The 13550-nt window shown below is 41.1% G+C and carries 11 protein-coding genes; 7 read left to right on the top strand and 4 right to left on the bottom strand.

Going from position 1 to position 13550, the window contains the following annotated elements:
• Window positions 1-654, bottom strand: coding sequence for a Uma2 family endonuclease (locus V7K69_RS30855; protein WP_335041733.1), 654 nt, complete (start codon window positions 652-654; stop codon window positions 1-3).
• Between the two features lie 196 nt (window positions 655-850).
• Here V7K69_RS30855 and sat point away from each other — a divergent pair, with 196 nt between their 5' ends.
• From sat to V7K69_RS30820, 7 genes are all read left to right on the top strand, one after another.
• Window positions 851-2029 carry a sulfate adenylyltransferase gene (gene sat / locus V7K69_RS30850; RefSeq protein ID WP_335041731.1) on the top strand — a complete coding sequence of 393 codons (1179 nt, stop codon included), beginning with the start codon at window positions 851-853 and terminating at the stop codon, window positions 2027-2029.
• Between the two features lie 206 nt (window positions 2030-2235).
• A complete protein-coding gene (locus V7K69_RS30845; protein ID WP_335041729.1) occupies window positions 2236-4359 on the top strand; it encodes a caspase family protein in 2124 nt (707 codons plus the stop codon).
• Window positions 4360-4426: 67 nt separating this feature from the next.
• On the top strand, window positions 4427-5542 hold the full coding sequence (locus tag V7K69_RS30840) for a tetratricopeptide repeat protein (RefSeq protein ID WP_335041727.1): 1116 nt from the start codon (window positions 4427-4429) through the stop codon (window positions 5540-5542).
• 308 nt (window positions 5543-5850) lie between these two features.
• Window positions 5851-6693 (top strand): DUF2382 domain-containing protein, encoded by an 843-nt coding sequence (locus V7K69_RS30835; protein ID WP_335041725.1) that lies wholly within the window; start codon window positions 5851-5853, stop codon window positions 6691-6693.
• A gap of 365 nt (window positions 6694-7058) precedes the next feature.
• Window positions 7059-7946, top strand: a complete 888-nt coding sequence (locus V7K69_RS30830; protein ID WP_335041723.1) for a DUF2382 domain-containing protein — start codon at window positions 7059-7061, stop codon at window positions 7944-7946.
• 173 nt (window positions 7947-8119) lie between these two features.
• Window positions 8120-9016 (top strand): YsnF/AvaK domain-containing protein, encoded by an 897-nt coding sequence (locus tag V7K69_RS30825; protein ID WP_335041721.1) that lies wholly within the window; start codon window positions 8120-8122, stop codon window positions 9014-9016.
• Between the two features lie 127 nt (window positions 9017-9143).
• The gene (locus tag V7K69_RS30820) at window positions 9144-10067 is read left to right on the top strand and encodes an ion channel (protein ID WP_335041718.1); all 924 of its coding nucleotides are present in this window, start codon (window positions 9144-9146) and stop codon (window positions 10065-10067) included.
• Window positions 10068-10078: 11 nt separating this feature from the next.
• Here V7K69_RS30820 and V7K69_RS30815 read toward each other — a convergent pair whose 3' ends face one another.
• The 3 genes from V7K69_RS30815 to V7K69_RS30805 all read right to left on the bottom strand — a co-directional run bounded on the left by V7K69_RS30815 (window position 10079) and on the right by V7K69_RS30805 (window position 13443).
• Window positions 10079-10273 (bottom strand): hypothetical protein, encoded by a 195-nt coding sequence (locus tag V7K69_RS30815; RefSeq protein WP_335041716.1) that lies wholly within the window; start codon window positions 10271-10273, stop codon window positions 10079-10081.
• 163 nt (window positions 10274-10436) lie between these two features.
• The gene (gene psbA, locus V7K69_RS30810) at window positions 10437-11519 is read right to left on the bottom strand and encodes a photosystem II q(b) protein (RefSeq protein ID WP_190936334.1); all 1083 of its coding nucleotides are present in this window, start codon (window positions 11517-11519) and stop codon (window positions 10437-10439) included.
• Between the two features lie 424 nt (window positions 11520-11943).
• On the bottom strand, window positions 11944-13443 hold the full coding sequence (locus V7K69_RS30805; protein ID WP_335041714.1) for an MBOAT family O-acyltransferase: 1500 nt from the start codon (window positions 13441-13443) through the stop codon (window positions 11944-11946).
• Between the last annotated feature and the right edge of the window lie 107 nt (window positions 13444-13550).

Genomic DNA, 13550 nt, shown 5'->3' with positions numbered 1-13550 from the left:
TCAAAAATTCTTTCTATCAATGGCCTCTTCAAACTCTTTCAAAGCTTGCACAGTTCCTACTTGCCAAGCGCGTTCAACCGTAGCGGCAATAATTTGAGTTAGAGGGATATTTGGAAAGTTAGGACTGTTATCTGATTCGATGTAATGTCCATCCCTAAGTAAATAAATCCTCAGATTTTTACTATCGTAAATCCATAGTTCTAGAACTGCGATCGCTTCGTAAGCATCAAGTGTGGTTTTTGATGTTACATCTGTTTCAATTGCCAAATCAGGAGGCGGATCGTTTGGTTCTAGTTTGCGACGACCAATCATTCTCTGATAATTCTGGATGTAGAAGCAAGCATCTGGTTCTCCCCCCGCTATATTTTCTCGCTTGAAGGTGGTTGAACCGAAGGGTTCATAACTTTTCTCTGCAATTTTCAACAAGATTTTTATAATATCCGAAATTAAGTCCTTTGATTTTTCGTGTTCGGGTAGAGGAACCATAATTTCTAACGTAGACTTGCTGTAAGCAACTCGTAGCGATCGCTTTTCCCCCAATTCTTGCAAAATAGACTCAAATTCCTTCCAGCTTACATCTTGAATAGACACTGTACTACCAGGTGCTAGCCGCATTTGGCTAACAGGTTTAACAACGGGAGATACAGCAGTCATAAGCATTTTCCTTATAAAGGAACTATTCTGAAACTTGAGCCGGGATTAGCTTTAGCGTAACCTAATCAGATCGTTAAGAGGCTAGTTGCAACAATTTTTCTCCATTCCCTAAACTCTTTTTTTTCTCAGTACCAGCATTTTGATAAGTTAGTACATAATCTGAAACAATAACAGTTAATACAAAGAGGGGATTACGTTGAGTCACAATCCAGATGCCATAGCCCCGCACGGTGGACAGTTGGTTAACCGTATCGCTACACCAGAACAAAGAGCAGAGTTTCTCTCAAAAGCTGACTTTTTGCCACGAGTGCAACTTGACGATCGCGCCGTTTCGGATGTAGAAATGATTGCGATCGGTGCTTTTAGTCCACTCACGGGTTTTATGAACCAAGAAGACTATGATCGCACTGTGACAGAAATGCGATTAGCTAACGGTCTTGTGTGGTCAATCCCGGTTACACTATCAGTCACTGAAGAAGTAGCTTCCCCCTTGCAAGAAGGTGGCTTAATTCGTCTGGATAACTCCAGAGGTGAATTTATTGCAGTTTTGCAACTCACGCAAAAATATAACTACGACAAAACCCGTGAAGCCATTAATGTCTACCGCACTGATGATATCAAACATCCAGGCGTGCAGGTACTCTATAACCAAGGTACTGTACATCTGGCGGGTGATATTTGGCTGTTGCAGCGCGAACCTCATCCCCAGTTTCCCAGTTATCAAATAGATCCAGCTGCCTCACGGCAATTATTTAAAGATAAGGGTTGGAAAACAATCGTTGGTTTCCAAACTCGCAACCCCATCCACCGCGCCCACGAATATATTCAAAAGTGCGCTTTAGAAATTGTTGATGGTCTATTTTTGCACCCATTAGTCGGGGCAACAAAAGAAGATGATATTGCCGCTGATGTGCGGATGCGCTGCTATGAAATTTTGCTGGAACATTACTACCCATTAGACAGAGTAAGTTTGGCAATTAATCCAGCTGCAATGCGCTACGCTGGGCCTCGTGAGGCAATATTCCATGCTTTAGTCCGTAAAAACTACGGCTGTACTCACTTCATCGTCGGACGAGATCATGCTGGTGTCGGTGACTATTACGGCACTTATGATGCACAGTATATCTTTGATGAATTTGCCCCAGGTGAATTGGGCATTGTGCCGATGAAATTTGAACACGCTTTCTACTGCACCCGCACTAAGCAGATGGCAACATCTAAAACCAGTCCCAGCAGGCCAGAAGAACGCATTCATCTATCGGGGACAAAAGTTAGGGAAATGTTGCGGCGCGGCGAGTTACCTCCACCAGAATTTTCTCGTCCAGAGGTAGCAGCAGAGTTGGCACGGGCAATGCGAATAGAAGTACCTGTTTAGGGAATTGGGGATTGGGCAAAACAGTTCCGTTAGCGGTAGCAGGGCGTTTAGCCCGTGCTGAGTGAGGAGTGAAGAGTTAGGAGTTGCGAATTCTCCCCCTGCTCCCTTGCCCCCTGCCCCTCCGCTCCCCACACTTTTGTAACTTTACAATACAGAGTTCAGCCCTGTAAGCTGCTAGCTAATGGGCTTAGGGCTGATAGCTAATTATGAAACGCCGCACGTTTTTACATAAAATTGGCTCAATACTCGCGGTATTGGGAGTAACGGAAGCTGAGTGGTTGACTTTAGGAAATCGCTATTATCAGGCTTTGGCACAACCCAACTCGCGCAAGTTGGCATTGTTAATAGGTATTAACCAATACTCCAAAATCCAAAACCTCAGTGGTTGTCTCACAGATGTAGAACTGCAAAGAGAACTTTTGATTAACCGCTTTGGTTTTCAAGGGTCAGATATTCTAACCTTAACTGAGGAACAAGCCAGCAGGGAATTCATTGAGGCGGCTTTTGCGGATCATCTGGGCAAACAAGCTAAACCTGGTGATATAACTTTTTTCCACTTTAGTGGTTATGGCACTCGTGTCAAATTGGAAACATCGCCAGATACAATGCAAAATGCTTTGGTGCCGACAAATGTGATTCAAAATCCACAAGATGACAAAATAGTCAACTATATATTAGAAGAAACTCTACTGCTATTATTGCGATCGCTCTCCACAGACCGAGTAACAGCAGTATTGGATACTAGCTATGATGCTCCTAACACAGTAATAGGATTAAAAACTCGCGCCCTTCAGGAGTCGGTAGCAAAGCTAGCAACAGAAGAACTCGACTTTCTCAAACAACTTCAAACTCAGAAATCCAACACTCCGATTGTTTTAGCAGCTACCTCAGAACCAAAGCAGCCAGCAAGAGAAGGTCTTTTTTCTGGTTTTAGTGCTGGGTTATTCACCTATGCCTTGACGCAGTATTTGTGGGAATTCACGCCAGCCACCAAAATTCAAGTCGCCCTTTCCCAAGTGGAAAATTCTCTATATAAATTAGGTAGTAAACAGCAACCAACGTTATTAAGTAGTCAGAAAAATCCAGATATAACGTCTCTACAGCCAGACGGTATCATTGGTGCAGAAGGCGCAGTGAGTGATATTGAACAAGACGGTAAAACTGTGCATCTGTGGTTAGGAGGATTACCGCCACAAGTGCTGCTATACTACGGAGTGAATTCTAGATTTACCCTACAGACAAAAGAGCAATTAGTATTGCGATCGCGTACTGGATTAAAAGCAAAAGCCCAAATTTCCAAAATTGAAGGTGCAAATCCCCTACAAATCGGGCAACTCGTCCAAGAAGCAGTCCGAGTTTTACCCCGAAATATTAATTTAACAATAGCTTTCGATACTGGATTAGAAAGAATTGAGCGGGTAGACGCTACAAGCGCCTTTGCGGGATTTTCCCATGTATCTACCGTAGTTGCAGGTGAAAAACCAGCTGATTATGTATTTGCCAAGCTACAGGAAACTCCTAGTCGTTATGGTCTATTTTCTCTTGGTGGCGAATTAATTTCCAATACCACAGGCGAAGTAGGAGAAGCAGTAAAATCAACAGTCCAAAGGTTAGCGCCAAAATTATCAACTTTGCTAGCAGCCAAGTTATGGCGACTCACAGAAAATCAAGGTTCTTCCCGCTTGGCTCTTAAGGCAACCTTAGAAATAATTAATAATATATCGCCTCGTGTCGTTATGCAGCGCGAAACAGTACGAGGTTTCAAAACTGAAACTTCGATTCAAAAATCAGCACAGACGCGATTAATTGCGTCTCTCCCCACTCCCATTGTGCCTATCGGTAGTCGAATGCAATATCGAGTGGAAAATCAGAGCGATCGCCCAGTATATTTAATCTTGCTGGGATTAAACAATAATCATACAGCAGTTGCCTTCTACTCTTGGGAAACTCCCCAGGAACCAAACACTACGGACACCAAACCTATCCTCCAAGAAATCGTCATCGCCCCAGGTGAAAGCCTCACCCTACCCCAAAATACTGCTTCCCAATGGATGATTTCAGGGCCAGCTTCTGAGTGCGAACAACAACTGATTTTTAGTACTACACCCTTTAGCGAAACTCTCGCCGCCTTGAATACTGCTAAATATTCCACAGCCGAACAACGGACGATTGGCCTATTGTTAAATCCTTTAGACGTTGCACAAGCCTTGCTACAAGACTTGCATAACGCCAGTCCCCTGAAAACGGAGATGAACGGCACAGCAGTTGACTCATATATCTGGGATGTAAATAATTGGGCAAGTCTTAGCTTTAGTTTTCAAGTAGTGTAAATATGGAACTCAGGAATTTAGTTGTGTATATAACTATGGGTTCTGTGTTAACACTTAATAGAGTTTCATGAAAATCAAGAATCGGGTAGGGTTAGCGTTCTCACTTCTCTTACTATCTGCCAATGTTGCTACCGCCCAACCAAAGCCAACTGACTTGCCCAATCCGACAATTTCAACTCAGCAGCAAAAGCAACTAGAAAAACTACAACAAGAGAAAGAAATACGCGATCGCGTTCAATCTGAAGTAGATCGGGCTTTTGGTCATAGCACAACTTTACTCAACATTTTGCTAATCGTATTAACTTTTTTGCCAATCTTAGCGGCGGCTGGTGTTTGGTTGCTACGTCGTAGTGTAGTTAGCGAATTAGTAACTGAAACAAAGCAACAATTAGAGACAGAAGTTAAAACACAACTAGAAAAAGAAGTCGCGGCAGAGGTAAAAAAACAAACAGAAGATTTTAAGCAAGAACTAGAAATATTAAAGTCCGACTTTTTAGGGCAATTATCCCAATTAAATAATCTATTTTTAGATGCTCAAAACCAAAAAGAGCTAATTCTTCAGCAACTTTCTGGATTAACACCTTCCCCATCATTAACACAAGATTATGTTCACCCAGAAATTCAGCAAAAAATCCAAGAATTAACAACACAGCTAGAAATACTCAAGGCTGGAAATACTCATTTATTTTTTACTGCTAATGATTATCTCAAACAAGGAGATGCTTTATTTTTTGAAGGTCGATATGAAGATTCATTAGCCTGCTATGAACAAGTTATTCAAAGAGAACCTAACTCTTTTCTTGCTTGGATAAATCACGGTTGGGCACTGAGAAGATTAGGGCGTTATTCAAAAGCGTTATTATCCTATCAAAAAGCAATTGCTATCCAATCAGATAACTATATAGCTTGGTTTGGATGCGGTAATTCATTTAGAAAACTACAACGACATGATGAAGCGATCGCTTCTTATGAGAGAGCCTTAGAACTTCAGCCTGAATTTCATTGGGCTTGGTGCCATAAAGCCCGTTGTCATGCCTTAAAAAACGATCGTGATTTAGCTATTGAAAGTTTGACACAGGCAATTAAATTAAGAGGTGAACAACATCGAGAGTTAGCAAAAACTAATTCTGACTTTGATTTAATTCGAGGAGATGAACGGTTTAAGAAAATACTTGCAGGTTAGATTTTGCGCCTCCCATCTCTTTGTTTGGTTACTGTTCTAGTCTTTGGATGTTACATTAGTGCCTCTGTACTGGCTAGCATTCAAGATAAAACATCTCAAGCAATTTTTGATACTAGTATAAATTAAAGCTTTTTATGACTTTAGTTGTACTCCTATTGATTGTCCTATGTGTTCAAATTGACTATTTTGCTCATAAAGGATGAATTTTAAACCATAAAATATCTCAACTGAATTCAGTCGCCAGCAGGATGAGACTCAGCACAATATTTTTTACACTAATAAAGTTATAAACAACTTGGAAACAGAATATGCCTCTTCATAAACTTGAACATTTTGATCCAAACTATCGAGAAACTTTTGGTGGAGACGACGTTAAATCACTGGTTCTTTATACTGAGGGGGGAGACAGAGTTGGCTCAGTTGCTGATGTTTTAGTTGATGATGATGGTCATTTTCGATATTTAGTTATTGATACAACCGGAGATTTTTCCGGTAAAAAAATCTTACTACCAATTGGTCTTTCGCGGATTGATTATCCTGCAAAACGTGTCTATGTTGATGGATTAAGCAAACAACAAGTAGAAAGTTTAGTTGAGTACAAAGAAGACACAATCTTTGATCACGATTACGAAGAAAAGGTACGTAGTGGATTTCGTTCTCCAACTAGCGGTGTAACTTATGATCGCAATACATACAATTATCAGATGGAACCAGCTTTATACGGAGTGAATGAGCAATCTCATCAAACTTTCAAACTCTATGAAGAACGATTGATTGCAAATAAACAGCGCATCAAAACCGGAGAAGTAACGGTTGGTAAACATATTGAAACAGATACTGCAAGTGTTACAGTACCTATTCAAAAAGAACGGGTTGTAATTGAGCGAGTTGTGCCAACAGAAGCAGGAAATGTTGTAGATTCCAATGAACTTAAGTTTCAAGAAGGTGAGGTTGCACGCATAGAAGTGTACGAAGAAACGCCTGATATACGTAAAGAAACTTTTGTGCGTGAAGAAGTTCGAATCAAGAAAGTCGTAGAAAGGGATACAGTGGAAGCACAAGATACCATTCGTCGAGAAGAGTTAGATGTTGATACTGCGGGTAATTTAAATGTGAATGAACATGGCAGTAATACACATGGAGCTATTTAAGGGGATTAGATTTTTTAAAGGTTGTAGAGATGGGGTATGTTAGCATAGCAGAGCATTTGCGCTAGAGGTAAGTTTGTATTCTCTACAGCATTTTAATTACAACCAAAATTCCTAACTCGTTAAATCTGTTTGCTGGAAATTTGCAGTGTTTATATCCCCGATTTTTTAAAGAAATTGGGGATATAATCTTTTTTAAATCATTATTCATTTAGAACTACTTTTATCTGCCATAAAGAAAAAACAACTATAACCTTTGGTTATTTAACTATTGAAATACTTCATTCGACAGAAGGATGTAAACAAGTAAATAAATTCTTATCATAATTGCTATGAATTGAAAAGAAAAATATTGAGGTTAAATAATAATGGTACTCTACAAATTAGAAGATTTTGAGCCTAACTATCGGGATGCTTTTGAAGGTCACGATATTAATGGGCTTGGAGTTTATACACAAGGAACTGATGAAAAGATTGGCACTGTCAGCGATGTTTTAGTTGACGATGAAGGCCATTTTCGCTATCTAGTTGTTGACTTAGGCTTCTGGATTTTTGGTAAAAAAGTATTACTACCAATTGGTCGTGCCCGTATTGACTATGACGTTGATCGCGTATACACAATTGGCTTAACTAGAGAGCAAGCAGAAGATTTACCTGAGTTCAATGAACGCCAAACCCTTGATTACGACTATGAAGAACGGGTGCGTGGAGTATATCGCCAACCCATAGACAATACCCTTCCTGTAGATACTTCAGCAGCATTAGATCCTTTAGCGGCACCTGTAGCCTCATTGGGCGCAACACCCACTTCCGCCCGTGATGATTATAGTTACGAACGTGAGCCTTCTTTATTTGGGTTAAATGAGCAAGATCATCAAACTCTGAGATTGTATGAAGAGCGGCTCATTGCCAGTAAACGCCGCCAAAAAACTGGGGAAGTATCCATTGGCAAGCGTGTTGAAACTGAGACTGCACGGGTTGCAGTGCCAATAGAAAGAGAGCGAGTTGTGATTGAACGTGTCACTCCAGCAGATGCAGGTACTGCTGTCTCTGGGCGCGAAGCAGATTTCCGTGAAGGCGAAGTTGCTCGTCTAGAAATCCACGAAGAAACTGCTGATATTCGCAAAGAAGCATTTTTGCGTGAAGAAGTCAGAGTTAGAAAAGTGGTAGATCAAGACACAGTTGAAACGCAAGAAACCGTGCGTCGTGAAGAGCTAGATGTAAATTCTGGTAATCTTCCCATTGAAGAACGCTAACGAAACATAGTCATTAGCTATTACCTAATGACTAATAATTAATTCGACACAGTACAGGTGAGGCTGTTGAATTAGCTTTACCTGTGCTTCCAATAGCTGAGAATGAGCAATACATTTAATTTAGCTAAGTAAAAAGCAGTTCATAAACTTTGCATATTATGAATAGCCAACCGATGACAAAAAACATTGGAGAGGCAAACGGTGTTTCTGGCACTAACACCTCAATAGCAGATTTGAAAAAGAAGGTGAAGAATTTTGCTGTGTTCGATAACCAAGGTCAGCTAGTAGGAGTCGTTCATGATTTAATTGTGGATGCTAATAGGCGGTTAAACCTAGTTATCTCAAACCAGGTCAATCAACAAACTCTAGAATATGGCGAGCAGTTAGCCGATAAACATCCTTCTATATTTCGATTGCAGAGCCAGAGAATAAAAAAAATCGACAAGCCGACTAAATCTGTTTTCATAGACTTCAACAAATCAGAAATCGAGTATATGCCTGAATATTCAGAAGCAGAAAAACCAGGCGATGTCTACGAGGGCTTACGCTTAAGCAACTCAACAGAGCAATTGGTTAATAATCAAACTACAAGTAGCGTAGTTGAGCCAGTGAATTTAGAAGAGGTCAGCGAAGAACAGATTATTCGTCTACTAGAAGAACGACTAGTTGTCGAAAGCAGTAAGCGAAAAGTTGGTGAGGTGGTTGTTCGCAAAGTCATCGAAACCCAGATGATCCAAGTTCCTGTCCGGCGTGAAAAGCTGATTGTGGAACAAATTAGCCCAGAACACAAACAACTCGCAGAAATTGATTTAGGTCAAGAGGAAATTGCTAATGTTGACTTGACCGGAGTAGAAAGACTCGAAGGTACATATTTTGAAAGCGGTTTAACAATAAGCGGCGAATTTAACTCACCGAAAACTGCTAGTTTATTGTTGAATGCGATCGCACTAGAGCAAAATCACGGCTGCAAGCAGGTGCGTGTTACCATAGCCGTTGAAGATGAGTCACACAAGAATAAATACCAGGAGTGGTTTGATCGCTGTTCAAAAGATCAATCACCCAAGCCGTAAAAATAAGTTTCTAGCAGATAAAGTTAGTAGGATGGGCATTTCCCATCCTATTTTTTTGCTGATTTAATAACTTCAGCCCGGAGAGTGTCAAAATACTAAGCAGTTGCCGTTCTTTTGGCTACTTGCTATGAAACTTCGACTGAAAAGATTTTCACGGAAGAAACAACAGCGTCTGATCCCACCTATTCAGATTCAAGTTAAAAATGGAAAATTGGAGATTATCGGTATGGGTGCATGGCATTCTTACTGGCGCGATCCCTACCATTTGCTGTTAACGATTCCCTGGGCTGGCTTTATATTCCTAATTTGTACTTTCTATATAACTATTAATGCTCTATTTGCGATCGCCTACTTGATAGGAGGAGATTGTATTGCTAACGCCCGTCCAGGCTCTTTTTTAGATGTCTTTTTCTTTAGCGTGCAAACCCTAGCATCCATCGGCTATGGGGCGATGTATCCTAAAACAACTTACGCCAACATTATTGTCACCATTGAAGCAATGATCGGTTTGGTGGGAATTGCTGTGATGACGGGGCTAGCCTTTGCTCGATTCTCTCGACCTACAGCTAGGGTGCTTTTTAGTCGTGTTGCTGTAATTACACCTCATGATGCAATGCCGACTCTCATATTTCGCACCGCTAATCAGCGTCGCAATATAATTTTAGAGGCGCAGATGCGAGTCTACTTAATGCGCGACGAAATAACTCTAGAAGGGCAATTTATGCGTCGGTTCTACGATCTCAAACTGTTAAGGAACCAAACACCTAGCTTCACCTTAAGCTGGTCAGTGATGCATGTCATTGATGAGTTTAGTCCTCTATATGGGATGACACCAGAATCCTTAATCCAGACAAATACTATTTTGATTGTCTCTTTGAGTGGCATTGATGAAACGGTTGCACAGGTAGTCCATGCCCGTCATAGTTATGCTGCTAATGAAATTTTGTGGAATAATCAATTTGCCGATATCTTTTACAACGCACCTGATGGACATCGCTACATTGATTACAACCGCTTTCACGATGTTTTACCTTTAGATGAAATGCTTTAAATATCTGAAACTTACTCGGAAGTCTGATTGTCTGAGGATTGTAAGGCTTTAATGACGACTCGACCATTTTCAACTACAGTGCAATTTTTAACCATACTTTTGCTGTGGTTAACTGGTACATCCTGACACTGGTTTTGGTGGGAGATATTTTGCTCCTGTTGTTGGTTGAGGACGACAACACAACAGGCGGAGGGGGAAAAGGACATATAAAGTATTTTGATCTCTATATCTATTATCGCGCTACTGATGATGTTTGGCTGAAAAATTTGCTAACCATCTGCTTTGATTAAACCAATTAAATATGGCTCCAATAAATAAAAAGCGCCCTCCATCATTGGAGGGCGCTTTTTATTTAGCTAATCTTCAGAATTAACCGTTGATAGCAGGAGCAGTCATTGCTACAGGAGTAATTTCACCAGCAGCTAAGTCTAGGGGGAAGTTGTGAGCGTTACGCTCGTGCATTACTTCCATACCCAAGTTAGCGCGGTTGATTACGTCTGCCCAGGTGCTGATAACGCGACCTTGAGAGTCAATGATTGATTGGTTGAAGTTGAAACCGTTCAGGTTGAATGCCATCGTGCTGATACCCAAAGCGGTGAACCAGATACCGACGACAGGCCAAGCTGCTAAGAAGAAGTGCAGTGAACGGCTGTTGTTGAAGGAAGCGTATTGGAAGATCAAACGACCGAAGTAACCGTGGGCTGCAACGATGTTGTAGGTTTCTTCTTCTTGACCGAATTTGTAACCGTAGTTTTGGGACTCGGTTTCGGTGGTTTCACGAACTAGTGAACTTGTTACTAGTGAACCGTGCATTGCAGAGAACAAGGAACCGCCGAATACACCAGCCACACCTAACATATGGAAGGGGTGCATCAAGATGTTGTGTTCTGCTTGGAACACAATCATGAAGTTGAAGGTTCCAGAGATACCCAAAGGCATACCATCTGAGAAAGAACCTTGACCGATTGGGTAGATCAAGAATACTGCGGTAGCAGAAGCCAAAGGTGCGCTGTAAGCTACGCAAATCCAAGGACGCATACCTAAGCGGTAAGAAAGTTCCCACTGACGACCGAGGTAGCAAGCGCAACCGATCAAGAAGTGGAAAACTACCAACTGGTAAGGACCACCGTTGTACAACCACTCATCTAAGGAAGCAGCTTCCCAGATTGGGTAGAAGTGCAAGCCAATAGCGTTGGAGGAAGGAACTACTGCACCAGAGATGATGTTGTTTCCGTAGATCAAAGAACCTGCGACTGGTTCACGGATACCATCAATGTCTACTGGAGGTGCTGCGATGAAGGCAATTACGAAGCAAGCAGTAGCTGCTAGTAGGGTTGGGATCATCAGTACACCAAACCAACCAACATATATACGGTTGTCAGTGCTGGTAATCCACTCGCAAAAGCGATCCCAAACGTTAGCGCCAGAGCGCCGTTGTAAGGTTGTGGTCATTGTTTTATAAGTGCTATTTTTTGTTAAAAATGGAACAAGCAGATTTTGTTTGTGCCTGTTGAATTACAGTCTACATGAAATTACTTGGACGCGATCTTTGGCTTAATATTCTGTAATAGAATTCTTTAACAAGATCGTCGAAATGTAAAGTTTTTCTACTATAAATAATAGTGATAAAAGTAAGCGATTAAAGCTTTCTAAGCTATTGCAAAATTACAGCAGTTTTCCATCAAACCCGCCACAAAAATAAATCCTAAAACAAAGCCCAGTATTGCTTTTAGTTGTGGCACGTTTGATTGTAATTCGCTGTAAACTGATCGCCTAGTTTATTATCTTTACATTCTGTTACAAATAGCCAGGCTGAACTGTAACGAAATAATAAGTTGTATATTGTCTTATGTTGCTGTTGATCGTTTGTAAAAACTTAAAAATCAAAGTAGATATATGGCAAACTGCCTTCAGGAGCTAATAACCAAACAGCGTAGAAACATAGAGGGACAAAGACAAGCTTAATGGGCCAGTTAAACTCTAACTTCAGTAGTCGGTTAAAAGCATAGACTAGAGCCATCATGGCCCCTAGAGTTACAAGCACCCAAGTGAGTTGATATTGGCTGATGTTTAAAGCATCTACATAGACCTTTTGAGCAAACTGGGCATCAGCAGGATAACCCCAAAGGTGTCGAATTACTAAAGAAGAGTCTGCGATATTCGGTAGACGGAACCAAATCCAAGAAGTAAAAACCATCAGTTGGGTCAAGAACCAAGCGACGAAGATACCTAGAGGATTTTGCCAGAATTGCTCCAGATTTTCAAAGCGATCGCTCATAGCATCTGTAAGTCGATGAACCACTAAGGCTAACCCGTGCAATATGCCCCAAACTACATAACCCAAAGCAGCCCCGTGCCAGATACCAGCGATTAGCATCACAGTAAATAAATTCCAGCAGGTGCGGACTAAACCCCGACGTGAACCACCCAAAGGAAAGTAGACATAGTTACGTAGCCAATCTCCAAGAGTGATATGCCAGCGCCGCCAAAATTCTCCAATACTGGTGCTGAAGTAGGGAAAGTCAAAATTTTCAGGTAGAACCAAGCCGAAAAGTAAGGCACTTCCACGGGCAATATCCACATAACCGTTGAAATCTAGATATAACTGCAAACCGTAAGCGAATGTTGCTAACCAGAGATCGGTACTACCGGCCCGTTGTAAGTTACCAAAGCATAAATCGACAAAAATTCCCAGGTGATCTGCAAAAATGCCTTTTTTGACTGCACCTCTAGCAATTAACCACAGTGCCTCTGCTACTCTATCGGCACTGGGAAAGTCTAGCGTATTGAATTGATTCGCTAAGTTGTGGTAGCGCGTAATCGGGCCGGAAATTAGTTTGGCGAAAAATAATTTATAGGTGGCAAATTTAAGAAACTGATCGGTAGCAGGCGCACCACGATAGACATCTATTAAATAGGCAATACACTCAAAGGTGAAAAATGAAATTCCCAAAGGTGCAATCAATTTAAAAGAGCTATCTGGTGAGTTTGCTTGGATATTGAAAACAAACTTAAATAGAGGGGTTAGATACTTAAAAGCTAATAATAGTAAAACATTGAGAGCTATACCCAGCCACAAAACTTTTAGACGACGGCGATTCCAGTCACCTTGGGCAAATTGCCACTCTTCATTAGAAATTTGCCAGTCCAGAGAATGTTTTCCTGGTGATGTATTTTTTCCAATCTCTAGTCCCAAACGGAAATTGATAAACGTCAATGCTAATAGCAATGGTATGTACTGGATATGCAAAGATGCGTAGAAAACCAAACTGGCAATTAGCAGCGTCCATAATCGTAATTTCTGTTGTGCTAAAGACCAGTAAATTCCTAAAACACTCAATAAGAAAAGACCATAGAAAATTGATATAAAGTTCATTTTTTAGTCATTTGTTATTTGTCATTTGTCATTTGTCATTGGGCATGGGGCATTGGGCATTAATTATTCTCTTTGTCCCCTTGTCCCCTTGTCCCCTTGTCCCCCTT

This window comes from Nostoc sp. (assembly GCF_036917775.1).
Lineage (GTDB): Bacteria > Cyanobacteriota > Cyanobacteriia > Cyanobacteriales > Nostocaceae > Nostoc.
The sequence above is the reverse complement of the archived record's forward strand: the minus strand, read 5'-3'. Positions and strand labels throughout refer to the sequence as shown.